The sequence below is a fragment of the Rugamonas apoptosis genome (assembly GCF_014042355.1).
GTDB lineage: Bacteria > Pseudomonadota > Gammaproteobacteria > Burkholderiales > Burkholderiaceae_D > Rugamonas > Rugamonas apoptosis.
Genome location: NZ_JACEZU010000006.1, coordinates 323,273 through 344,345, shown reverse-complemented (window position 1 = coordinate 344,345; position 21,073 = coordinate 323,273). Strand labels below are relative to the sequence as shown.

General features: G+C 65.8%; 23 protein-coding genes. 10 read left to right on the top strand and 13 right to left on the bottom strand.

Annotated features, from left to right (window positions below; all coding sequences use genetic code 11):
* The first annotated feature begins 35 nt into the window (after positions 1-35).
* Positions 36-887: a fumarylacetoacetate hydrolase family protein gene (locus tag H3H39_RS14325; protein ID WP_182154052.1), complete on the top strand. Its 852-nt coding sequence runs from the start codon at positions 36-38 to the stop codon at positions 885-887.
* Between the two features lie 139 nt (positions 888-1,026).
* Here H3H39_RS14325 and H3H39_RS14320 read toward each other — a convergent pair whose 3' ends face one another.
* Positions 1,027-2,367 carry an aspartate aminotransferase family protein gene (locus H3H39_RS14320; RefSeq protein WP_182154051.1) on the bottom strand — a complete coding sequence of 447 codons (1,341 nt, stop codon included), beginning with the start codon at positions 2,365-2,367 and terminating at the stop codon, positions 1,027-1,029.
* A gap of 237 nt (positions 2,368-2,604) precedes the next feature.
* On the opposite strand from H3H39_RS14320, the gene H3H39_RS14315 reads away from it, so the two are divergent.
* On the top strand, positions 2,605-3,159 hold the full coding sequence (locus H3H39_RS14315) for a carboxymuconolactone decarboxylase family protein (protein WP_182154050.1): 555 nt from the start codon (positions 2,605-2,607) through the stop codon (positions 3,157-3,159).
* Positions 3,160-3,187: 28 nt separating this feature from the next.
* Here the strand turns inward: H3H39_RS14315 and H3H39_RS14310 are convergent, their stop codons facing one another.
* The 3 genes from H3H39_RS14310 to yjgA form a co-directional block, all read right to left on the bottom strand.
* A complete protein-coding gene (locus H3H39_RS14310; protein ID WP_182154122.1) occupies positions 3,188-3,856 on the bottom strand; it encodes an alpha/beta hydrolase in 669 nt (222 codons plus the stop codon).
* Between the two features lie 98 nt (positions 3,857-3,954).
* The gene (gene mog, locus H3H39_RS14305; RefSeq protein ID WP_182154049.1) at positions 3,955-4,563 is read right to left on the bottom strand and encodes a molybdopterin adenylyltransferase; all 609 of its coding nucleotides are present in this window, start codon (positions 4,561-4,563) and stop codon (positions 3,955-3,957) included.
* On the bottom strand, positions 4,556-5,158 hold the full coding sequence (yjgA, locus tag H3H39_RS14300) for a ribosome biogenesis factor YjgA (protein WP_182154048.1): 603 nt from the start codon (positions 5,156-5,158) through the stop codon (positions 4,556-4,558). Before yjgA ends, mog begins: the two co-directional genes overlap by 8 nt.
* A gap of 94 nt (positions 5,159-5,252) precedes the next feature.
* Between yjgA and pmbA the strand changes: the two genes are divergently transcribed.
* The 3 genes from pmbA (at position 5,253) to H3H39_RS14285 (ending at position 8,493) form a co-directional block, all read left to right on the top strand.
* Positions 5,253-6,605: a metalloprotease PmbA gene (gene pmbA, locus H3H39_RS14295; protein WP_182154047.1), complete on the top strand. Its 1,353-nt coding sequence runs from the start codon at positions 5,253-5,255 to the stop codon at positions 6,603-6,605.
* A gap of 147 nt (positions 6,606-6,752) precedes the next feature.
* Positions 6,753-7,847: a TRAP transporter substrate-binding protein gene (locus H3H39_RS14290; protein WP_182154046.1), complete on the top strand. Its 1,095-nt coding sequence runs from the start codon at positions 6,753-6,755 to the stop codon at positions 7,845-7,847.
* A 187-nt stretch (positions 7,848-8,034) separates the two neighbouring features.
* Positions 8,035-8,493 (top strand): cache domain-containing protein, encoded by a 459-nt coding sequence (locus H3H39_RS14285; RefSeq protein ID WP_182154045.1) that lies wholly within the window; start codon positions 8,035-8,037, stop codon positions 8,491-8,493.
* 57 nt (positions 8,494-8,550) lie between these two features.
* Here the strand turns inward: H3H39_RS14285 and H3H39_RS14280 are convergent, their stop codons facing one another.
* The 6 genes from H3H39_RS14280 to H3H39_RS14255 form a co-directional block, all read right to left on the bottom strand.
* Positions 8,551-9,039, bottom strand: a complete 489-nt coding sequence (locus tag H3H39_RS14280) for a DUF4405 domain-containing protein (RefSeq protein WP_182154044.1) — start codon at positions 9,037-9,039, stop codon at positions 8,551-8,553.
* 3 nt (positions 9,040-9,042) lie between these two features.
* Positions 9,043-9,882 (bottom strand): FAD:protein FMN transferase, encoded by an 840-nt coding sequence (locus tag H3H39_RS14275; RefSeq protein ID WP_182154043.1) that lies wholly within the window; start codon positions 9,880-9,882, stop codon positions 9,043-9,045.
* Complete coding sequence (locus H3H39_RS14270) at positions 9,879-10,412, bottom strand: FMN-binding protein (RefSeq protein ID WP_182154042.1); 534 nt, start codon at positions 10,410-10,412, stop codon at positions 9,879-9,881. The genes H3H39_RS14275 and H3H39_RS14270 overlap by 4 nt, the downstream gene beginning before the upstream one ends.
* A gap of 14 nt (positions 10,413-10,426) precedes the next feature.
* Complete coding sequence (locus H3H39_RS14265; RefSeq protein WP_229218034.1) at positions 10,427-11,752, bottom strand: putative porin; 1,326 nt, start codon at positions 11,750-11,752, stop codon at positions 10,427-10,429.
* Positions 11,753-11,779: 27 nt separating this feature from the next.
* Positions 11,780-12,991 carry a cytochrome-c peroxidase gene (locus H3H39_RS14260; protein ID WP_375540425.1) on the bottom strand — a complete coding sequence of 404 codons (1,212 nt, stop codon included), beginning with the start codon at positions 12,989-12,991 and terminating at the stop codon, positions 11,780-11,782.
* 272 nt (positions 12,992-13,263) lie between these two features.
* Entirely contained in the window at positions 13,264-14,391 is a 1,128-nt protein-coding gene (locus H3H39_RS14255; protein WP_182154040.1) for a M14 family metallopeptidase, read from the bottom strand.
* A 184-nt stretch (positions 14,392-14,575) separates the two neighbouring features.
* On the opposite strand from H3H39_RS14255, the gene H3H39_RS14250 reads away from it, so the two are divergent.
* A complete protein-coding gene (locus H3H39_RS14250) occupies positions 14,576-15,661 on the top strand; it encodes a TRAP transporter substrate-binding protein (protein WP_182154039.1) in 1,086 nt (361 codons plus the stop codon).
* On the opposite strand, the gene H3H39_RS14245 is transcribed toward H3H39_RS14250, so the two are convergent.
* From H3H39_RS14245 to paaX, 3 genes are all read right to left on the bottom strand, one after another.
* Complete coding sequence (locus tag H3H39_RS14245) at positions 15,642-16,511, bottom strand: alpha/beta hydrolase family protein (protein WP_182154038.1); 870 nt, start codon at positions 16,509-16,511, stop codon at positions 15,642-15,644. The two genes, H3H39_RS14250 and H3H39_RS14245, sit on opposite strands and share 20 nt — an antisense overlap.
* Complete coding sequence (locus H3H39_RS14240; RefSeq protein WP_182154037.1) at positions 16,508-17,158, bottom strand: TetR/AcrR family transcriptional regulator; 651 nt, start codon at positions 17,156-17,158, stop codon at positions 16,508-16,510. Before H3H39_RS14240 ends, H3H39_RS14245 begins: the two co-directional genes overlap by 4 nt.
* A 173-nt stretch (positions 17,159-17,331) precedes the next feature.
* Positions 17,332-18,261, bottom strand: a complete 930-nt coding sequence (gene paaX / locus H3H39_RS14235; protein WP_229218033.1) for a phenylacetic acid degradation operon negative regulatory protein PaaX — start codon at positions 18,259-18,261, stop codon at positions 17,332-17,334.
* A gap of 187 nt (positions 18,262-18,448) precedes the next feature.
* Here paaX and paaA point away from each other — a divergent pair, with 187 nt between their 5' ends.
* From paaA to paaD, 4 genes are read left to right on the top strand one after another with little or no spacing between them, the layout of a single operon-like run.
* Positions 18,449-19,438 carry a 1,2-phenylacetyl-CoA epoxidase subunit PaaA gene (gene paaA, locus H3H39_RS14230; protein ID WP_182154036.1) on the top strand — a complete coding sequence of 330 codons (990 nt, stop codon included), beginning with the start codon at positions 18,449-18,451 and terminating at the stop codon, positions 19,436-19,438.
* 36 nt (positions 19,439-19,474) lie between these two features.
* Positions 19,475-19,759 carry a 1,2-phenylacetyl-CoA epoxidase subunit PaaB gene (gene paaB / locus H3H39_RS14225; protein ID WP_182154035.1) on the top strand — a complete coding sequence of 95 codons (285 nt, stop codon included), beginning with the start codon at positions 19,475-19,477 and terminating at the stop codon, positions 19,757-19,759.
* Between the two features lie 15 nt (positions 19,760-19,774).
* Positions 19,775-20,530: a 1,2-phenylacetyl-CoA epoxidase subunit PaaC gene (paaC, locus tag H3H39_RS14220; RefSeq protein ID WP_182154034.1), complete on the top strand. Its 756-nt coding sequence runs from the start codon at positions 19,775-19,777 to the stop codon at positions 20,528-20,530.
* Entirely contained in the window at positions 20,530-21,069 is a 540-nt protein-coding gene (paaD, locus tag H3H39_RS14215; RefSeq protein WP_182154033.1) for a 1,2-phenylacetyl-CoA epoxidase subunit PaaD, read from the top strand. The genes paaC and paaD overlap by 1 nt, the downstream gene beginning before the upstream one ends.
* The last annotated feature ends 4 nt before the right edge of the window (positions 21,070-21,073 follow it).

Sequence of the window (21,073 nt, the reverse complement as noted above, 5' to 3'; positions counted from 1 at the left end):
ATTGCGGTTCCCCCGTCTGGCTAACAAGGATAAGTATGAGACTCGTGCGTTACGGCCGTCCCGGCAAAGAGAAACCTGGCTTGATCGACGACTTCGGCAAGCTGCGCGACCTGTCGGGCGTGATCGACGATATCGGCCCGGAACAGTTGTCGGCCAAGGCCCTGCGCAAGCTGGCCAAGATTGACCCCGAGACACTGCCGGCCGTGCGCGGCAATCCCCGTTACGGCGTACCGCTGGCCAAGGTGGGCAAGTTCATCGGCATCGGCCTCAATTATTCGGACCATGCGGCCGAAGCGGGCATGCCCGTGCCCAAGGAACCGATCGTGTTCATGAAAGCCATCTCCTGCCTGAACGGCCCGGATGATCCCATCATGCTGCCGCAAGGCTCGAAGAAGACGGATTGGGAAGTGGAGCTGGGCGTGGTGATCGGCACCCGCGCCCAATACGTGAGCGAGGAAGATGCGCTCAAGTACGTGGCCGGCTACTGCGTGGTCAACGACGTGTCTGAGCGCGCGTTCCAGCTGGAGCGCGGTCCCCAGTGGGACAAGGGCAAGGGTTGCGACACTTTCGGCCCCGTCGGCCCATGGCTGGTGACGCAGGACGACATCTACGACGTGCAGCAGCTGGACCTGTACCTGGACCTGAACGGCAAGCGCATGCAGACCGGCAGCACGGCCACCATGATCTTCACGGTGGCCCAGCTGGTGAGCTACCTGTCCAAATTCATGACGCTGGAGCCGGGCGACATCATCGCCACCGGCACCCCGCCCGGCGTGGGCCAGGGCCGCAAGCCGCAGCGCTTCCTCAAGAAAGGCGACCAGCTGCGGCTGGGCATCGCCGGCCTGGGCGAACAGCAGGCCGACGTCATCGCCTGGCAGGCGCCGTAAGCAACAGGGTCAGACCCTGGCGCCAAGGCGGGGAGCCTGACCCCGGTTCGGCGTTTCGAATTCTGCCAAGCTTAACGAATTTGGGGACGTAACACGATTTCGATTTCGCGAAATTGTGTTACGTCCCCAATCGCATTTGTCAGCGCACGCGCGCCAGGGCGCGCGCCAGCGCTTCGCCCAGGCGACCCACGACCTCGACCAGATCGGCCTCGGTGGCGATGAACGGTGGCGCCAGCAGGACATGGTCGCCGCGCCGGCCGTCGATGGTGCCGCCCATCGGGTACACCATCAGACCGCACGCCATGGCCTGCGCCTTGATGGCGGCGTGCAGTTTCAACTCCGGTGCGAACGGTTCCTTGCTGTCCCGGTCGCGCACCAGTTCCAGTCCCAGGAACAGACCGCGTCCCCGAATATCGCCCACATGGGGATGGGCGCCGAAGGTGCGTTCCAGCAGGCGCCGCAAGGCCGCGCCGCGCACGGCCACCTGGGCCAGCAGGTCATCGCGCCGGATCACCTGCTGCACCGCCAGCGCGGCGGCGGCCGCCACCGGATGGCCCATGTAGGTATGCCCGTGCTGGAACACGCCGCTGCCGTCGCGCAGGCGCGCCACGATGGGCGCGCGCGCCAGCACGGCGCCGATGGGCGCGTAGCCGGCGCCCAGGCCTTTGCCCAGCGCCACCAGGTCCGGCACCACATCCTCCTGCTCGATCGCGTACAGTGTGCCGGTGCGGCCCATGCCGCACATGACCTCGTCCGCGATGAACAGGATGCCGTACTTGTCGCACAGCGCCCGCACGCCGCGGAAGTAGCCCGGCGTGGGCGGCACGGCGCCGCCGGTGGCGCCCACCACCGGCTCGGCGCAGAACGCGATCACCCGCTCCGGCCCCGTCTCGACGATGCACGCTTCCAGTTCCGCCAGCAGGCATAAGGTGTAATCGTCCACGCTTTGGCCGGGCGCGCGGTCGCGGTATTCGTAGCAGGGCGAGACGCGCGCCACGTCCATCAGCAGCGGCGCGAAATGCTGGCGGCGCCACTCGTTGCCGCCCAGGGCCAGCGCGCCCAGCGTGTTGCCATGGTAGCTCTGGCGGCGGGCGATGAACATGGTGCGCTCCGGCTGGCCGGACTCCACGAAATACTGGCGCGCCAGCTTGAGCGCCGTTTCGATCGCCTCCGAGCCGCCCGACACGAGGTAGACGTGATCCAGGTCGCCCGGCGCGTCCGCCGCCAGCCGGGCCGCCAGTTCCTCGGCCACGTCGGTGGTGAAGAAGCCGGTGTGGGCATAGGCGTTGCGGTCGATCTGCGCGTGCATGGCGGCCAGCACGTCGGGGTGGCCGTGGCCCAGCGAGGACACGGCCGCGCCGCCGCTGGCATCAAGATAGCTGTTACCGCTGGCGTCGTGGATCAGCATGCCGGAGGCGCTGGTGGCGGTGGGCGGCTGGTGGCGCAGGTTGCGGTGGATGATGTGGCTGGTGTTGTTCATTGCGTTCTCTTTGGGGAGAGGAAAGGGGCGACAGCGAAGGATAAGCGGAATTGGATTGCGTACTGTTGATATTTACCGAGAGCAATCGTATTTTTTTGGCACGGCAGACCGGACAGCCTGCGGCCGGTCAAATAGGGCGGCGCCATATCGGGCTAAGTTGAACGTACTCGGAGGCAAGGGTTGTGCTGCCGCAGAATATGCTGGAAGATTCCAGCAAAATCACTACAAGACGCCCCAATGACCGACCGCCTCCCTCCCATTCCTTTTGCCCAGCTCAGCGCCGCCCAGCAGGTGGCGGCGCAGGCCGTGATCGACGGCCCGCGCGGTGCGCTGTATGGGCCGTTCGTGCCGTTGATACGTAGCCCGGAACTGATGGAGGCGGCCCAGCGCATGGGGGAGTATCTGCGTTACCGCAGCGCCATTGGTACGCGCCTGTCGGAACTGGCGATACTGGTGACGGCGCGGCAGTGGAGCCAGCCCGTGGAATGGGCCATTCACGCGCCCATCGCGCACGATAGCGGCATCGCGCCGGCTATCATCGAGGCCATCGCCGCGCGCCAGCGGCCCGAAGGCATGGCGGAAGACGAGGCGTTGGTGCACGACTTCTGTATTGAGCTGCACCAGCGCCAGCGCGTTGGCGACGATACCTACGCGGCCGCGCTGGCGCGCTTCGGGGAACACGGCGTGGTCGACCTGATGGGGATAAACGGTTATTACACTTTTCTGGCGATGGTGATGAACGCGGCGCAGACCCCGGCGCCGCCATCGCGCGCGGCGCCGTTGCCGAAGTGACGGCGGGCGCCTTGTGCAGGTGTCTGGGTCAGCCCAGCACCCGCTTGAGCCACGCGCTGATGTGCGCCACTTCCTCCTGGCACACGGAGTGCTGCATCGGGTATTCGTGCCATTCCACGTTGTAGCCCAGCTGCTTGAGCAGGTCGCGCGACTGTTCGGCGCGCGCCACCGGCACCACCGGGTCCATGCGGCCGTGCGCCATGAAGATCGGGGTGGCCTTGCTGGCGGCCGTGTGTTCCGCGATGGCCTTGTCGGCGATCGGTACATAGCCGGACAGGCACATCATGCCGGCCAGCTTGCCGGCCTGGCGCAAGCCCGTTTGCAGCGTCATTGCGCTGCCTTGCGAGAAGCCGGCCAGGATGATGCGTTCCAGCGGAATGCCGCGCGCGTTCTCGCGTGCGATCAGCGCCTCCACCTGGCCCTGCGACACGCGCAAGCCTTTTTCGTCCTCATGGCGTCCCAGGTCGGTGGCCACGATGTCGTACCAGGCGCGCATCACGTAGCCGCCGTTGATGGTGACGGGCATCATCTCGGCGTTGGGGAACACGAAGCGGATGCCGGGCAGGCCGGCCAGGTCCAGTTCGCGCACCATGGGCACGAAGTCGTTGGCGTCGGCACCCAGGCCGTGCATCCAGATGATGGCCACGGTGGGATTGGGGGCCGATTCGATGTCGATGGTTTGCAGCAGAGTGCTCATGGCTTTCCTTGCGTAAGAGGGGACGATGGACAGCGCGCCGGCGGCCAACGCGCCCAGCGCGGCCAGCGCCACGGTGCGGCGGCGCCGGCGCATGCGGGTCAGGTGGCGGCCGGGCGCAGCGCCGACTTGGGCCGGAACGCCTTGCAGACGGCGGGATCGGTTTCCATGTACGGGCCGCCGATCAGGTCCACGCAGTAGGGCACGGCGGCGAAGATGCCACCCACCACGCTGTTGCCGTCGGCGTCGCGCAAGCCTTCCAGCGTTTCCTGGATGGCCTTGGGCTGGCCCGGCAGATTCATGATCAGGGCCGCGTGGCCGGCCGTCTCGCGGATCACGGCCGTCTGGCGCGACAGGATGGCGGTCGGCACGAAGCGCAGGCTGATCTGGCGCATCTGTTCGCCAAAGCCCGGCATTTCCTTGCTGCCCACGGCCAGCGTGGCTTCGGGCGTGACGTCGCGCCGCGCCGGACCGGTGCCGCCCGTGGTCAGCACCAGGTGGCAGCGGGCCTGGTCCACCAGCTCGACCAGGGTCGCTTCGATCTGGGGACGCTCGTCGGCGATCAAACGGGTTTCGACCCGGAATGGGGTGGTCAGCGCGCGCGTGAGCCAGTCCTGCAGGGCGGGGATGCCCTGGTCCTGGTACACGCCGCCGCTGGCGCGGTCCGATACCGACACCAGGCCGATCACCAGTTCCGCGTTGTTACTCATCGCCGGACTCGCCGTCTTCGTCGTCATCCTGCGCGTCGGCGGCCGGCTTGTTCTTCTTGGCCTCGACCTGCTTGAGGATCTGGAAGATTTCGCGGTAGGCCTTGGGCGGTTTGTTCTCGGCCTGTTCCTTGCGGGCATTGCGGATCAGGGTGCGCAGGTGCTGCACGTCCAGTTCCGGGTTCTCCGACAGCAGCACGGTGAGCGCCTTGTCGTCGGCCAGCAGCTTCTCGCGGCGCCGCTCCAGCGCGTGCATGGCGGCCGTATCGGCCTTGGAGGCGCCTTTCCAGCCGTCGATGGTCTTCTGGATCAGGGCCACTTCGGCCTCGTCCAGGGTGCGCATCTTCTTGCCCACGAATTGCATCTGGCGGCGCCGGCCTTCGTGGTTGGTAATGGTCTGGCATTCGAGGATGGCGTCGCGCACGTCCTCGGGCATGGGCACGCGCTTGACGCGGTCGCGCGGCTCGGCCACCAGCGCCTCGCCCAGTTCCTGCAGCGCATTCATCAGGCGCTTGAGCTCCGATTTGGAGGGACGTTCGTATTCCTGCTCGAACTCGGATGATTGGTAGCCGACGGCACCGCGGTTTGGATTTACCATAATATTAACTTGCGGTTTGGCGCAAGGCCGCCCCTATAAACTGTAAACGACTGCTATGATAACTGTTTTAGCGGTCATCCGAAGAAATCACCACATGAGCGACTCCGTTTTTACCCATAGCCAGGACCAATTGAAACAGCTCGCACGCGACGTGCTGGCCTACGCCCGCGAGAAGGGCGGCACCGATTGCGCCGTCGAAATCAGCGAGGGCAGCGGCCTGTCCGTCTCGGTCCGCAAGAGCAAGATCGAGACGATCGAGCAAAACCGCGACAAGGGCATGGGCGTGACGGTGTTCATCGGCCAGAAGCGCGGCAACGCCAGCACCTCCGACTTTTCGCCGGCCGCGCTGCGCGCGACGGTGGAAGCTGCCTACAACATCGCCTGCTTCACGGCCGACGATGATTGCGCCGGCCTGGCCGACGCGGACATGCTGGAGATGGACCCGCGCGACCTGCAGCTGTTCTACCCATGGAATATCACGACCGAGGAAGCGGTGGCGCTGGCCCAGCGCGCCGAGGCGGCCGCATTCGCCGTCGATCCGCGCATCACCAACAGCGAGGGCGCCGGCGTGCATGTGCAGCAGTCGCACTTCGTGTCGGCCAATTCGCGCGGCTTCATCGGCGGCTATCCATATTCGCGCCACACGCTGTCGGTGGCGCCCATCGCCGGCAAGGGCGCCAAGATGCAGCGCGACGACTGGTACAGCTCCGTGCGCGATGCGAAGCTGATGTCCTCGCCCGAGGCCATCGGCCGCTACGCCGCCGAACGGGCGCTGGCACGCCTGAATGCGCGCAAGATCGATACCCGCACCTGCCCGGTGCTGTTCGAGGCGCCGCTGGCGGCCGGTTTGCTGGGCGCGTTCGTGCAGGCCACCTCGGGCGGTGCGCTGTACCGCAAGTCCACCTTCCTGCTCGATTCGCTGGGTACGGCCGTGTTCCCGTCCCACATCCAGATCCACGAGGATCCGCATGTGATCGGCGCCGTCGGCTCGGCCCCGTTCGACGAGGAGGGCGTGCGCACCGTCAAGCGCGACGTGGTCAAGGATGGCGTGGTGCAGGGCTACTTCCTGTCGACCTATTCGGCCCGCAAGCTGGGTATGAAAACAACGGGTAACGCGGGCGGTTCGCACAACCTGTCGCTCACTTCGTCCAATACAAAGCCGTCGGACGACTTCGTGGCCATGCTCAAGAAGATGGGCACCGGCCTGCTGGTGACGGAGCTCATGGGCCAGGGCACCAACTACGTGACGGGCGACTATTCGCGCGGCGCCTCCGGTTACTGGGTGGAGAATGGCGTGATCCAGTATCCGGTGGAGGAGATCACCATCGCCGGCAACATGAAGGACATGCTGGCCCAGATCGTGGCCGTGGGCGCGGACGTGCTGGTGCGCGGCACCAAGCAGACCGGCTCCATCCTGATCGAGAAGATGGTGGTGGCCGGCGCCTGACCGGCCGCTGTCCTATCGTCCTCGCCGCAGTGCAGCACGGCCGCCTCGCGCGGCCGTCTTTATTTTCGTTGCAAGCTTTCCTCACTGCTCATACACTGTGACGTGCATCAGCGTTATGCCTACACACAAACAGAGGAGATACACAGCATGGAACGTCGTTCCTTCCTGAAGAAAGCGGCAGCGGGCACGGGCGCCGGCGTGATCGCCGCACCAGCCCTGGCCGCCGATGGCCTGCCCACCATCAACTGGCGCCTGGCGTCGAGCTTCCCCAAATCGCTCGACACCATCTTTGGCGCGGCCGATACCTTCACGCGCCGCGTGGCCCAGCTGACGGGCGGTAAATTCAATATCCGCAGCTTCGCGGCCGGCGAGATCGTCCCCGGCCTGCAAGTGATGGACGCGGTGCAGGCGGGCACGGTGGAGATGGGCCACAGCGCCTCCTACTACTACTTCGGCAAGGACGCCACCTTCGCCTTCGACTGCGCGGTGCCGTTCGGCCTCACCTCGCGCCAGCACACGGCCTGGTACGACCAGGGCGGCGGACGCGATCTGACGCGGGAATTCTTCAAGGGCTACGGCATCATCAACTTCCTGGGCGGTAACTCCGGCACCCAGATGGGCGGCTGGTTCCGCAAGGAAGTCAAGACCGTGGCCGACCTGAAGGGCACCAAGATGCGCATCGGCGGCTTCGCCGGCAAGGTGATGGAACGTCTGGGCCTGGTGCCGCAGCAACTGGCCGGCGGCGACATCTATCCGGCGCTGGAAAAGGGCACCATCGACGCGGCCGAATGGGTCGGCCCGTACGATGATGAAAAACTGGGCTTCTACAAAGTGGCGCCGTTCTACTACGCGCCGGGCTGGTGGGAGGCGGGCGCTTCGTTCTCGTTCTATGTCGGCATCAAGGAATGGGAAAAGCTGCCCAAGGAATACCAGGCCGCGCTGGAAGTGGCGACCTACGAGGCGCACGTGGTGATGCAGGCCGAGTATGACGCCAAGAACCCGGTGGCGCTGGCGCGCCTGCTGAAGAATGGCGTCAAGCTGCGCAACTTCCCGAAAGACACGATGGATGCCTGCTACAAGGCGGCCAACGACGTGATGAACGAGGAAGCGGCCAAGAACGCCAAGTTCAAGAAGATCTATGAACCGTGGAAGCGCTTCCGCCAGGATCAGAACCAGTGGGCGTCGGTGGCCGAGGCGACCATGCAGAACTACCTGATCAGCGCCGGACGCGGCGGCAAATAAGCGTCAGCGCCTGAAAAATGGGGACGTAGCACATTTAAAAATGTGCTACGTCCCCATTCTATTTGGTGGCTACGTGTAGTCCCTTATTGAGCGGCAGCACGTTGCGGGGGGATACTGGTGGATACGTTCGGTTATCAATCTTGTTGGTTTGATCATCCGGCGGCTCACCATCAACGGAGACATCAACATGGCTAAATTCATTTCGGCATTCCTGATCAGCGCGCTGTGCCTGGTCGGCAACTGCTTTGCGGAAGAACATGGGACGGCGGAACAGGCCGTGCAGATGGTGCACAAGGTGATCGCCGCCATCAAGGCCAACGGCCGCGACAAGACCATCGCGGAAATCAACACCCTCAGCCCCACCTATCGCGACCGCGACCTGTACGTGACCATCATGGACTTGAAGGGCGTGGAACTGGCCCATGGCAGCAACAAGCGCATGCAGGGTGTGAACCTGATCGACATCAAGGACCAGGACGGTAAGCTGTACATCCGCGAGCGCCTGGAACTGGCCAAGACCAAGGGCAAGGGCTGGCAGGACTACAAGTTCGTCAACCCCATTTCCAAGACCATTGAACCGAAATCCATGTATTTTGAAAAATACGAGGACCTGATCGTCAGCTGCGGCGTCTACAAGGACAAGTAAGCCGCTATGTTCCGCAGCGCGCGCCATCACTTGCGGCGCCGCAGGAAGGGCGACGCTCTAGTGGTGGCGGTGCGGGTTGCCGCGCCGTCCCAGCAGGATGTGCAGCAGGAACAGCACGCCCGTCGCCAGCCCCACCACCCAGTGCAGGGCGGACCACACGGGGCGGTCGCTTTCGCCGGCCAGGTAGTACAGGCCGAAGCCGGTGGCGATCAGGAACAGCATGGTGACGATCATGCCCCAGCCCGTGGCCAGGTTGCGGCCGGCCTTGAGGGCGCGCCGGATGTGGGCGTTCATCAGGCTGCCAAGAAAGAACAGGGTCAGCATGACGGCCGCGCCGTGCAGCTTCATCGCCCACGGCTCCAGCGGGTGCACGGTTTCACCGAACTGGCCGGCCTGGCGCAGCCAGTAGCGCGCCACCAGCCAGGCGGCGCCGCTGGCCAGCAACAAGGCCAGGCTGACGAAGACGCTGCGCCGGTGCCAGCGTTCCAGCTTGAGGTTGATGTGGTGGCGGGCGGAGGCCCGTTGTTGGGTGGTCTGAGTGTGCATCGCCTAGATTATAAAGGCTGTGGCGCCCATGGCGCGCAATGCGGGATGTTCGGCATCGCCGCTGGCCAGCACCACCTTGGTCAGCGCGTCGGCCACGGCGCAGGTGGCGGCCCGCACCGAGACGCTGGCGCCATCCGTGATGGGGCTGCCGTCGCGGCCGTCCACCAGGGCGCTGACCTGGCGTCCGGCGTGACGGCGCGCCGTGAAATAGTTGGCCGAGGTGGCCAGCGCTTCGTTGGTGAGGGTGAGGCGGGCGCCCGCCTGTGCCAGCGCGCGCGGGTCGCGGATCGCCACCGGCCAGGGCGCGTCGCCCATGGCGCGCAGGTCGCCACCGGCGTTGACGCAGGCGCTCACCACGCCGGCCTCGCGCAGCGCGGCGATGGCCAGGTCGACGGCGTAACCCTTGGCGATGCCGCCCAGGTCGATCCAGCCCGGCGCCGCCTTGCGCACCATGTGGTTCGCTTCGCAGCGCAGCACGGTCACGCCGGGGCGGTAGGCCGGCAGGTCCGGCTGGGGCGCCGGCAGGCAGTCCCAGTCCACCAGGCGCGGTGCGCAGGCGATGTTGAAGATGCCGTCCGATTGGTCCGCCACCTGCTGCGCCAGGTGCAGCACTTGCCAGGTGTGGGGATGGACGGCGATGGTTTCGCTGGCCCAGGCCAGGTTGAGGCGGGCCACGTCGCTGGCGCCATCGTGAAAGCTCATCAAGCGGTGCACCAGCGCCACTTGGGCGAACGCTTGCGTGATGGCGTGCGTGACGGCTTGCTGCGCGTCCGGCGCCGGATCGGCGCCAGCCACGGTGATTTCCACCATGGTTCCCAGCCAGGGCTGGGCGCGCCGTATCATTTTTTCAGCGCCACCTGGGCGATGGCGGTGATGCGCCGCACGCCGTCCGTCAGGTGGGTGCACGACAGCGTGGCGCCGCTGATGTTGGCGATGCCGTCGCCGATGGCCAGCCCGGCGGGCGCCGTCTTGCCCACGAACTGGCGGCGCCAGGCCGGGGTGCGGATTTCGCCGCCGTGGCTTTCGCGGTAGGCCAGGATTTCCACCTGGCGGATGGTGGCGTCGGGATTGAGGCCGACGGCGTACGAGATCAGTTCGAACTTGCCGATCACGTCATCCAGCACCATGAAACCAAGCAGGGCGTCGCCCTTGTAGGCCCCGAACACGCGCCAGTTGACGGAGCGGGCCGGCAGGCCGGCCAGCTTTTCCACCTGCTGCATCTGCGGCAGGGTGAGCGCTAGATTCTGTTCGCGGAAGCTGGTGGCGTCCGCGAACATGAGCTTTTGCGCCTGCTCCACGTTCAGGTACTGGGTGGCGAAGGCAGGCGCGCAGGCGGCGCCGGCCGCCAGCGGGATCAGGGCCAGGTAGCGCATGGTCGGTACCGGAATCAGTACGAGAAGCCCACGCCCAGGTTCAGGCGGTCGCGGGTCTTATCTTCGCGGAATTTCTGGTAGTCGGCTTTCAGCACCACGCCTTCGCCCACTTTCAGGTTGGCGCCGACGGTGGCCACTTTCTCGTCCGTGCCGGTGGCCACGTCCAGGCCTTGCGGCAGGCCAGCGTAGGTCTTGGCCGTGTTGAACTGCTCATAGCGGGCGAAGGGACTCAGCACGTAGTCGCCCGATTTGAGCAACTGGTAGGCCGCTTGCAGATACCAGCCGGCGAAGCTGCTTGGCACCGGGGTCGGGCTGCCCACCAGCGTGGCGTTGAGCGCTTCCGTGTTGTTGATCTGGCCGCGCGCGTACAGGGCCGACAGGTCCCAGTGGCCCGGCGTGTAGCGGGTGTGCAGGTCGTAGACGGTGATGCGGGCATCCTGGCCGGCGAAACCGGCCGCCTTGTGGCCAGCCTTGCCGGTGAAGACGGAGCCGCCCACCAGCAGGCCCGGTACACCGCGCCAGTTCAGGGCCGCGTGCACGCTCAGGTCGCGCGACTTGGCTTGCTGGCCTTCCTGGTGGATGGCGCCCAGCGGCGATTCGCGGCCATCTTCCGAGGTGGCGTCCCACTTGCCCAGGTCGAAGCCGGTGGTGATGCCGGTATCCCAGGTCAGGCCGGCGGCCGTGTCGCCCGACAGGCCCACGCCCACTTCGCGCCAGGTCGATGGAATGATGGCCGTTTCGACGAAGTTGCGCTCGACGCCGTAGTAGGCGGTCGGTTCGTGATTGGTGTTGAGCAGGCCCGAAGGAATCAGGAACAGGCCGGCCTTGCCGCGCAGGCCGTTGCTGAATTCACGCTCCACGTACAGCTGTTCGACTTCGCTCTCGCCCTTGTCGTCGGCCGACACCACGCCGTGTTCCCATTCGAATTCGGAAACCAGCTTGGTCTTCTCGTCGAAGCGGTGGGTGATGCCGATCACGGCGCGGCGCACGTCGGCCTGGGCGCCGCTGGCGTCCTTGGTGGGACGGTTGTAATTGATTTCACCGTAGCCGGTGACGATGGTGGCGGGCGCGGAGGCGGCGATTTGTGGCGCGGGTGCGGCGGCGGCAGGGGTGGCGGCAGGGGCCGGAGCGGCGGCCATGGCTTGCTGGCGCTGCTCGACGGCATCCGTCTTCTTGACGCTGGCGCGCAGTTCAGCCTTCAGCTGTTCCAGTTCGGCGGCCATCTTTTCGATGCGCTGCATCAGTTCCGCTTCGCCGGCGGTGGCGGCCAGCGGCGCGCTCAGGAAGGCGGCCGTCAGGGCCATGGCGATCACGCGCTTATTCATCATCTTGCTCATCATGTTCTCTCTTGTCTGCGGGTTTTAAGATTAATTCTGGTAGCCGTCGGTCAGCGTGCCCAGGAACTGCACCAGGTCGTTGATTTCGTCCGGCGACAGCGCGGGCGCCATGCCGGGCTGGTGGTTGTAGGGCACTTCCGTCACGTTGACGTTGGCGCGATATTGAGGCGGCAGGTCATTGAACTTCTGCACCGTGCCGTCGGCGGCCACCGGATACCACAGCGCGGGATTGGTGTCGCGCGTGACGTAGAAGCGCACCACGTCCGTCAGGTTGCTGAACGCGCCGTTGTGGAAGAACACCTTGCGGGTGGCTACGTTGCGCAGCGTTGGCACCTTGAAGGCGCCGCACAGGTCGGCGCGCTCGGTCAGGTCGGTGCGGTCCGGGCCGCACAGGCCCAGGTCGAAGTAGGCCGGGTCGGCGGTGGCGGCCAGGCGCGGGTTGCGCGGCACGCCCAGGTTGTCGAAGGTGAAGTCCGTGAACAGGGGCGCCGCGCCGTCCGCGCCGCGGGCGCTCGTGTGGCAGGCCGCGCAATTGCCCTTGGTGGGGTTGTTGAACAGGGCCAGGCCACGCAGTTCGGCGTCGGCCAGTTTCACTTTACCGGCCAGGAATTGGTCGTACTTGGAATCGTAGGGGTGGAACGATGCATCTTCCAGCTGGAACTGCTGTAGCGCGAAGGTCATGCGGCTGAACGCTTGTTCGGGCTGGTCGAGGATGGTGTCGCCGAATTGCTGGCGGAAGCGGGCCGCGTACGGCGTTTTCTTTAGACGGGCGATGACATCGTCCACGCTGGCGTTGGCCATTTCGTGCGGCGCCAGGAACGGACGCTGGCCTTGCTCGGCCAGCGACTGGACGCGGCCATCGCGGTCGAAGCCGCCCGTGGGCGTACCGTCCTTGGCGAAGGCGAAAGCGGGCGTGCGGTCCAGGTAACGCAGCGAGGGCGCGGCGCGGAAGCCGGGCGTGGTACCGTCCGGGCCACCCAGTTCGGCCGCCAGGTCGCTGGTGGGGCCGTGAGCATTCGCCGGGTTATGGCAGCTGGCGCAGGACTGGCGGCCGGAGGCGGACAACGACTGGTCGCTGAAGATCAACGCCCCCAGTTGGGCGGGTTCGCTCAGGCTGGAAGTAGGCGAGGGGGCGGTGGCATTGCCGGAGGAGGAGGAGCCGCCGCAGGCGCTCAGGGCCAGCAGCAGGGCGGCGCCCGCCAGGCGCGTCATGGTCGCGGAAATCGTTGTCTGCATAGTCATCTTGCGGTGAATTTAACTGCAAATGAGAATGATTATAATTTGCGATTTGGTTGGTGGCAATACGCCAGTTGGGGGAGCTTGATTTGACGCGGGGTGGGAAGGCGGGGGCAATGCGGAGAGGAAAGCGGCGGCTGGGAGGCGGGCGCCGTGCCAACGGGAAGCGGGGCCAGTGCCTACATCGTGCACGAGTCCGTGTACGAATGTTGGCACTGCCCCCCGTGGGGCGATGAGGCTGACCCCGCGGGGCACTGGCCTCGGATGCGAGTGAGTGCTTACTGGGCGCGCAGCGCTTGCAGCACCGGTTGCAGGATGGACTTGCCCAATTCGGCGCTGCGGGCGCCGCTCCAGCCGGCTTCGGGATCGGGATCGTTGGCGTTGTCCTTGAACGGCATTTCCAGCGTCAGCGACAGGCAGCCGAAGGCGTGGGTGACGTAGGGCGAACCCATGGTCAGCGTCTCGGCCGTGAATGGCGTGGCGCCGTAGCCATGTTCATCCTGGAAGTCCGGGCTGGCGATCTTGAAGTCGCTGATGAACTTTTGCTGGGCCGCCGCCTGTTCGGCCGTGAACCCGGGCAGCGATTCGCTGCCGGCCACGAACACATAGGGCAAACCTTCGTCGCCGTGCACGTCGAGGAACAGGTCGCAGCCCACTTCGTGCATCTTCTCGCGCACCAGGAACACTTCCGGGCTGCGCGCCATGGTCGGGGTCATCCACTCGCGATTGAGGTTGGCGCCGGCCGCGTTGGTGCGCAGGTTGCCGCGCACGGATCCGTCCGGGTTCATGTTCGGCACCACGTAGAATTCCGCCTCCGTCAGGCACTGGCGGCCGAACGGGTTGGCCGGGTCCAGCAGCGCTTCCACCATGCCTTCGACGAACCATTCCGCCATCGTCTCGCCAGGGTGCTGGCGGGCGATGACCCACACTTTCTTCTCGGCGGCCGGATTGCCGATCACCAGCATATTCAGGTCGCGGCCATCGATGGTGCTGCCCAGGTCTTCCAGTTGCACCAGCGGCGACAGCTGCGCCGAATCGAGCAGGGCCAGGTGGCGTTCCCACGAGTAGGGTTCGAAATAGGCGTAGTACACGCTGTCGTGGGTAGGCGTGTGGTCGATCGTCATCACCTGGCCATCGAAGCTGGTGGGCACGCGGAACCACGTTTCGCGGTCGTAGCTGGCCACCGCCTCGTACTCATTCCAGCCATCCGGATAGGCGGTCTGTCCCGCGTTCAGGAAGCGCATGGTGAGCGACGTCTCGCGCGCGCCCTGCACGCGGAAGAAGAACCATTGGGTGATGTCGGCGTGCGAGTCCTTGCGGATATTGAGCTCGATGGCGGACGGGTCGTCCGCGCGCAGCACGTCGATCGCGCCGGCGTCGAATTGGTGGCTGATTTTGATGGGCATTGCTATGGTCCTGTTGAATTCAGTGTGAAGGGACTGCGCTTGTGGCGCAATTGTCGCAATGATACAAGCTTTGCGCATCGCGGGCCCGCAAACGGGGCGCCCGCGATTGCCCGCCTGGCAATATGGCTCTACACTTAACGGCCAGCTTGTCGTGCCAACGCAACCATTATTTGGAGTCCAGTTCATGCAGCGTCGTTCCTTCCTCACCAAATCGGCCGCCGGCGCCGCCGCCGCCGCCCTGTCCGCGCCGGCCCTGGCGCAAAGCCAGCCCGCCATCAGCTGGCGCCTCACCTCCAGCTTCCCCAAGACGCTCGACACCATCTTCGGCGCCTGCGACAAGTTCACCAAGCGGGTGGCCGAACTCACGGGCGGCAAGTTCGTGATCCGCAATTTCGCGGCAGGCGAAATCGTGCCGGGCTTCCAGGTGCTGGACGCGGTGCAGGCCGGCACGGTGGAGATGGGCCACACGCCGTCCTACTACTACTTCGGCAAGGATCCCGCGTTCGCCTTCGATTGCGCCGTGCCGTTCGGCCTCACCTCGCGCCAGCAGACGGCGTGGTACGACCAGGGCGGCGGCCGTGAACTGATGCGCGAATTCTTCAAGGGATACGGCATCGTCAACTTCATGGCCGGTAACACGGGCACCCAGATGGGCGGCTTCTACCGCAAGGAGATCCGCTCGGTGGCCGACATGAAGGGCATGAAGATGCGGGTGGCCGGTTTCGCCGGCCGCGTGATGGAGCGCATGGGCGTGGTGCCGCAGCAGATTCCAGCCGGCGACCTGTACGCGGCGCTGGAGAAGGGCACCATCGACGCGGCCGAGTGGGTGGGGCCGTACGACGATGAGAAACTGGGCTTGTCGCGCGTGGCGCCGCATTACTACGCGCCGGGCTGGTGGGAGGCGGGGCCGCAGCTGTCGTTCTACATCAACCACAAGGAGTGGGACAAGCTGCCCAAGGAATACCAGGCCGCCATCGAAGCGGCCAGCTACGAGTGCCACGTGGTGATGCAGGCCGAGTACGACGCCAAGAACCCGGCCGCGCTGGCGCGCCTGCTCAAGGGCGGCGTCAAGCTGCACACGTTCTCCAAGGAGATCATGGACGAAGCCTACAAGGTCACCCAGCAGGTGATGGAGGAGGAAGCGGCCAAGAACGCCAAGTTCAAGAAGATCTACGAGCCGTGGAAGCGCTTCCGCCAGGACCAGAACCAGTGGGCCTCGGTGGCGGAAGCGACCATGCAGAACTATTTGATCAGCATGGGACGCAAGTAAGGCGCTGTTCCAGCCAGTCGCTCACCAGCGGCCACAAGATGGTTTCCTGCTCGCGCCGGAAGAAGCCGAAGTGGCCGATACGTTTCAAGCCGAATTGGCCGGGGCTCAGCTCGCGGTAGTCCACCTGCGCGCCGCGATAGGCCTCGTGCAGCATGCGCGAGCCCGATTCCAGCAGCAGTTCATCGTCACTGAACGTCAGCCCCAGCACGGGCTGGCGCACGCGCGCGTACGCCTCGCGCGCGCCCGGTTCGCCCTGCAGCAGGTATTCCGGCTGCAGGCACCAGTGGCGCCACTGGTACATCACGCGACGCGGTATGTCGCCCACCACGCCGATGCGCGTGCCGGGGAAGTAGCCGAACACGGGGCACAGCAGGGGCGTGAACACGTGCCATAACAGGGGCGCCTTGCGGCGCACGCTGGGCTGGTTGTGGCGCAGCGCGCCGCTGCCGACGGCGATGTTGATCACGCCGCTCACCTTGTCGATGGACGGCAGCAGCGGCACCGTCTGGCCACCGAGGCTGTGGCCCAGCACGAACAGCGGCAAGCCGTCCTGCGCGGCGCCGGCGTGCTGCAGCACGGCGTCGTAATCCTGCGTGACCCAGTCCGTGATGTTGGCCTTGCAGGCGCGCCGCGCGCCATGCCGCGATTCACCCATGCCCCGGTAGTCGAAGGTCCAGACCCGGTAGCCTTGCTGCGCGAGGAAGGTGGCGAAGTCGTTGTAGAACGATTGGGGCACGGCCATGGCCGGGCCGATCACGAGGGTGGCGAGCGCCGCTTGCGCCGGTTCGTGGGAGTAGGCCGTCAGCGCGTGGCCGTCGTGGGCGTGCAGGGTGTGGCGGGTGCGTGTCATTTGCTTGGCTCCTGATGATCGGGGCGGGACAGGGTGGCGGCCAGCGCGGCGTCCGTGGCCAGGCTGCGCCAGGCGGCGGCGCTCAGTTCTTCGATGGCGGCGCGCGGGTCGTCCCGCAGGCGTCCACCGAGCCAGTTGCGGGCCAGTTCCTGCGCGGGGCCCAGCAGCAGTGGGGCATACAGCTCGGGCGCCAGCCGGCGCAACATCCCCTGCTGGAACCAGGGCTTGAGCAGGGCCAGCATGGTCTTGAAGTGATCGCCCGTCAGCTGGCGGATGGCCTGCTCATGGGCGGGGCTCACGGCTTGCCGCCGGGCGAACAGGAAGCGCGCCAGTTCGGGCCGCGCCACGATCCACTCCAGGTGGGTGGCCAGCAGGATGTGGATGGCCGCGCGCGCGTCACCCGCCTCGCGCACGCCGGCCAACAACCGGTTCCAGTAATCGTCCAGACCCTGCGCGAACAGGGCGGCGGCGATGTTCTCCTTGGTGCCAAAGTGGTGGTAGATGCTGCCCACGGAGGCCAGGCTGCGCTGGCGGATGTCGTCGATGGTGGCCGCTTCGATGCCTTTTTCGGCGAACACGGCGAGGGCGGCGGCCAGGATGGCGCTTTTGCGGTCGAGCGGGATGGCTGTGGTGTCGGGTGTCGTCATGACTAGAATATTGTTCTAGAATCCAATTCTAGTCAAGCCATGTTCAGGATTTCCGTGCGTGCGGCCGGAATGGGGCAATTTCCCAACGTTGACTATCGATGTGGGCCGCTAGCGCACGCCCCGCTAGCCCTTGGCCATCCTCCCCCTATGGCCCATCGCGGCGCCGGCGCGGCTTAGCGCAGCCCGCCGAAGCGCTGGTAAAAGCTGTCGTCGGCCTCGGGTGCGTGGTCATCCTCGCGGCGCAGGGTGGCCATGATGAAGTCTTCGGCCTGCGCGAACACGAGCCGGTAAATATCGCGCGCCAGTTCGTAGGCCTGGGCGCCCGGCCACGGTTCCGGCAGCAGTTCCACCGGCAGTTGGGGATCGTGCAGTTGCACCCGGCGGTAAGCGTGAATCAGCAGGCTGCGTATGACGAACGCCTGCTCGGCCGGGATGGCGGGCTGCTGGCGCAGCAAGTCCAGCAGCGGCGTGAACTGGTCCGTGAACTTGCCATAGCCCGCTTCCACGTCCGACAAGTCCCAGCCCTCGGCCACCATGTCGCTCAGCGGCCGCGCGCTCACTTGCGGCACGGTACTGGCGCGGCACACGTACAGCTTGTCCCGCACGCCCACGCGGCCCAGCATTTCCTCCAACACGTCGGCCTCGGCGGCCGGATGGCCGAAGATGCCGGGTGCGATCATGCTGTAGCCCTGCCACAGCAGCTCCTTGCGCAGCGCGCCCCGTTCGGCCGGCGTGATGTTGCCGCCAGCGCTCAACAGCAGGGTCCAGTTGCCGTCCCAGTGCAGTTGCAGCGGCGCGTAGATGCGGCGGTAGGCGCGGCTGAAGCGGGCCATGGCGTCGGCCGGAATCGCATACGAACTGCGGCGGCCGTCGCGCTGGGCGCCCAGCCAGCCTTCCTGCGCGAGACGGAACACGGAGGTGCGCAGCAGCCGGTCGTTGACGCCGAACGGCTCCAGCAGGTTGATCAGGCTGCCCAGCCACACCATGCCGCCGTGCGGCACGATGGCGTCGCCAAAGATGGTCACCACCAGCGACTTGGAACGGGGCGGGTCGGTGGCCAGGAAGTGGGCGATCCAGTCGTCGCAGGTCATCGTAGTTGTCATGGGCAAGTCGGTTTCCGCAAATTTAATGATTCAGTTCAGGCAGCAGTTTACTTTGCCTCGGCATGGGCGCAGGATTATTTTCTGACTTGCATACGACAAGATACGAAATTTCGATGTGACTCAAAAAAACCGTAGCCAAACGAATTTTCGTATCGTAATATGAGCGCTTCGCACTTGGAGATCGATCATGTACGCACAGATGGTGGAAACGGGCCTGAAGCAAGTTCGCAACCTGGATGACATGAGCGCGGAGGAGCGCGCGTTCCAGGAACGCATCGACGCCGGCGTCAAGATCGAGGCCAAAGACTGGATGCCGGACGCCTACCGCAAGACGCTGGTGCGCCAGATCTCCCAGCACGCGCACTCGGAAATCGTGGGCCAGCTGCCGGAAGGGAACTGGGTCACGCGCGCCCCCACCCTCAAGCGCAAGTCCATCCTGCTGGCCAAGATCCAGGACGAGGCGGGCCACGGTTTGTACCTGTACAGCGCGGCCGAGACGCTGGGCGTGTCGCGCGACGACCTGCTGGCCGCCCTGCACGCGGGCAAAGCCAAATATTCAAGCATCTTCAATTACCCCACGCTGTCGTGGGCCGACATGGGCGCCATCGGCTGGCTGGTGGACGGCTCGGCCATCATCAACCAGATTCCCCTGTGCCGCTGCTCGTATGGCCCGTATTCGCGCGCCATGATCCGCGTCTGCAAGGAGGAATCGTTCCACGCCCGCCAGGGCTACGACATCATGCTGTCGCTGGCCAAGGGCACGCCGGAGCAGAAAGCCATGGCGCAGGATGCGCTGAACCGCTGGTGGTGGCCGTCGCTGATGATGTTCGGCCCGTCGGATGCGGAATCGGTCAACAGCGCGCAATCGGCCCAGTGGCGCATCAAGCTGTTCTCCAACGACGAACTGCGCCAGCGGATGGTGGACCAGACCGTGCCCCAGGCTGAATACCTGGGCCTGACCATTCCCGACCCGGACCTGAAGTTCAACGCCGTCACGGGCCACTACGAATTCGGCGAGATCGACTGGGCCGAGTTCCACGCCGTCCTGAAGGGCAACGGCCCCTGCAACCGCGAGCGCCTGGCCACCCGCGTCAAGGCCTACGAGGATGGCCAGTGGTTCCGCGATGCGCTCACCGCCTACGCTGACAAACACGCCACCGCCAAAGCGGCCGCCTGAGAACGAGCCTGAGAACAATACACCGAGGAGAATCGCATGAGCAAAGAATGGCCATTGTGGGAAGTGTTCATCCGCAGCCAGCACGGGCTGGCGCACAAGCATGTGGGCAGCCTGCACGCGCCGGACGCCGAAATGGCGGTCAATAACGCGCGCGACGTCTACACCCGCCGCAACGAAGGCGTGAGCATCTGGGTGGTGCGCGCGGCCGATATCGTGGCCAGCAGCCCGGACGACAAGGGCGCCCTGTTCGAGCCATCCAACAGCAAGGTGTATCGCCATCCGACCTTCTTCCCGATGCCGGAAGAAGTCAAGAACCTGTAAGCGGGAGCGCGCACTGTGGATGACAACAAGTTCAACTATCTGCTGCGCCTGGGCGACAACGCCCTGGTGCTGAGCCAGCGCATCTCCGAATTGTGCGGCAAAGGGCCGGCGCTGGAGGAGGATATGGCGCTCACCAACGTCTCGCTCGACCTCTTGGGCCAGACCCGCTTGTGGTACAGCTACGCGGGCGAGCTGGAAGGAGCGGGCCGCGACGAAGACCGCCTGGCCTTCCACCGCGACGCGCACCAGTTCCGCAACTGCCTGCTGCTGGAACAGCGCAACGGCAACTACGCCGATACCATGATGCGCCAGTTCTTCTTCGACACCTGGCACTACTTCCAGATCGGCGCGCTGACCAAATCGTCGGATGCGCGCATCGCCGGCATCGCGGAAAAATCGCTCAAGGAAGTGACCTACCACCTGCGCCGCAGCGGCGACCTGGTGGTGCGCCTGGGCGACGGCACGCCGGAAAGCCACGCCAAGACGCAGGCCGCGGCCGACGCGCTGTGGATGTACACGGGCGAGATGTTCAATTACGACGCCGTCGACCAGGCCATGGTGGATGCGGGCGTGGCGCCGGCCGCCGCACCGCTGCGGGCCCAGTGGCTGGAACATGTGGCCGCCATCTTCGCCGAGGCCACCCTCGTCATGCCGTCGCCGGACGCGTGGATGCAAAAAGGCGGCAAGCAGGGCGTGCACAGCGAACACCTGGGCTACCTGCTGGCCGAGATGCAGTTCCTGCAGCGCGCTTATCCCGGCGCGGAGTGGTAATGCAAACGGCCGCCGTCACCGTCGAACAGGTGTGGGCCTGGCTGGCCGAAGTGGCCGACCCCGAGATCCCCGTGATCTCGGTGGTGGACCTGGGCATCGTGCGCGCGGTGGAGGTGGCCGAAGGCGGCGCCTGCACCGTCACCATCACGCCCACGTATTCCGGTTGCCCCGCCATGCAGGTGATCGCGGACGCTGTCGCCGACGCCTTGCGCGCACATGGCATGGCCGACGTGCGGCTGCACACCCAGCTCACGCCCGCCTGGACCACGGACTGGATGAGCGAGTCCGGCAAGGCAAAGTTGCGCGGCTACGGCATCGCGCCGCCGGCCCAGCAGGCGATCGACATCAGCGGCCTGCGCGCGGGAGCTGGCGTCAAGCGGGGCGCCTTGCCGGGCGCCGGCCCGCAGCCCGTCGTCGCCTGCCCGCAGTGCGGCTCCACCCACACGGAACTCACCAGCCAGTTCGGCTCCACGCCCTGCAAGGCGCTCTACAAGTGCCTGGACTGCCGCGAGCCTTTCGACTACTTCAAGTGCCACTGACCAC

Bases quoted from the DNA above. Each gene is read 5' to 3' on its own strand.
- H3H39_RS14280 (WP_182154044.1), bottom strand. From the start codon at position 9,039: ATGCACACTCAGACCACCCAACAACGGGCCTCCGCCCGCCACCACATC.
- paaB (WP_182154035.1), top strand. From the start codon at position 19,475: ATGAGCAAAGAATGGCCATTGTGGGAAGTGTTCATCCGCAGCCAGCAC.
- H3H39_RS14325 (WP_182154052.1), top strand. From the start codon at position 36: ATGAGACTCGTGCGTTACGGCCGTCCCGGCAAAGAGAAACCTGGCTTG.
- mog (WP_182154049.1), bottom strand. From the start codon at position 4,563: ATGAGTAACAACGCGGAACTGGTGATCGGCCTGGTGTCGGTATCGGAC.
- H3H39_RS14320 (WP_182154051.1), bottom strand. From the start codon at position 2,367: ATGAACAACACCAGCCACATCATCCACCGCAACCTGCGCCACCAGCCG.
- H3H39_RS14290 (WP_182154046.1), top strand. From the start codon at position 6,753: ATGGAACGTCGTTCCTTCCTGAAGAAAGCGGCAGCGGGCACGGGCGCC.
- H3H39_RS14260 (WP_375540425.1), bottom strand. From the start codon at position 12,991: ATGACTATGCAGACAACGATTTCCGCGACCATGACGCGCCTGGCGGGC.
- pmbA (WP_182154047.1), top strand. From the start codon at position 5,253: ATGAGCGACTCCGTTTTTACCCATAGCCAGGACCAATTGAAACAGCTC.
- H3H39_RS14250 (WP_182154039.1), top strand. From the start codon at position 14,576: ATGCAGCGTCGTTCCTTCCTCACCAAATCGGCCGCCGGCGCCGCCGCC.
- H3H39_RS14245 (WP_182154038.1), bottom strand. From the start codon at position 16,511: ATGACACGCACCCGCCACACCCTGCACGCCCACGACGGCCACGCGCTG.
- paaX (WP_229218033.1), bottom strand. From the start codon at position 18,261: ATGACAACTACGATGACCTGCGACGACTGGATCGCCCACTTCCTGGCC.
- H3H39_RS14275 (WP_182154043.1), bottom strand. From the start codon at position 9,882: ATGATACGGCGCGCCCAGCCCTGGCTGGGAACCATGGTGGAAATCACC.
- H3H39_RS14270 (WP_182154042.1), bottom strand. From the start codon at position 10,412: ATGCGCTACCTGGCCCTGATCCCGCTGGCGGCCGGCGCCGCCTGCGCG.
- paaD (WP_182154033.1), top strand. From the start codon at position 20,530: ATGCAAACGGCCGCCGTCACCGTCGAACAGGTGTGGGCCTGGCTGGCC.
- H3H39_RS14285 (WP_182154045.1), top strand. From the start codon at position 8,035: ATGGCTAAATTCATTTCGGCATTCCTGATCAGCGCGCTGTGCCTGGTC.
- H3H39_RS14315 (WP_182154050.1), top strand. From the start codon at position 2,605: ATGACCGACCGCCTCCCTCCCATTCCTTTTGCCCAGCTCAGCGCCGCC.
- H3H39_RS14240 (WP_182154037.1), bottom strand. From the start codon at position 17,158: ATGACGACACCCGACACCACAGCCATCCCGCTCGACCGCAAAAGCGCC.
- paaA (WP_182154036.1), top strand. From the start codon at position 18,449: ATGTACGCACAGATGGTGGAAACGGGCCTGAAGCAAGTTCGCAACCTG.
- H3H39_RS14265 (WP_229218034.1), bottom strand. From the start codon at position 11,752: ATGATGAGCAAGATGATGAATAAGCGCGTGATCGCCATGGCCCTGACG.
- H3H39_RS14255 (WP_182154040.1), bottom strand. From the start codon at position 14,391: ATGCCCATCAAAATCAGCCACCAATTCGACGCCGGCGCGATCGACGTG.
- H3H39_RS14310 (WP_182154122.1), bottom strand. From the start codon at position 3,856: ATGAGCACTCTGCTGCAAACCATCGACATCGAATCGGCCCCCAATCCC.
- yjgA (WP_182154048.1), bottom strand. From the start codon at position 5,158: ATGGTAAATCCAAACCGCGGTGCCGTCGGCTACCAATCATCCGAGTTC.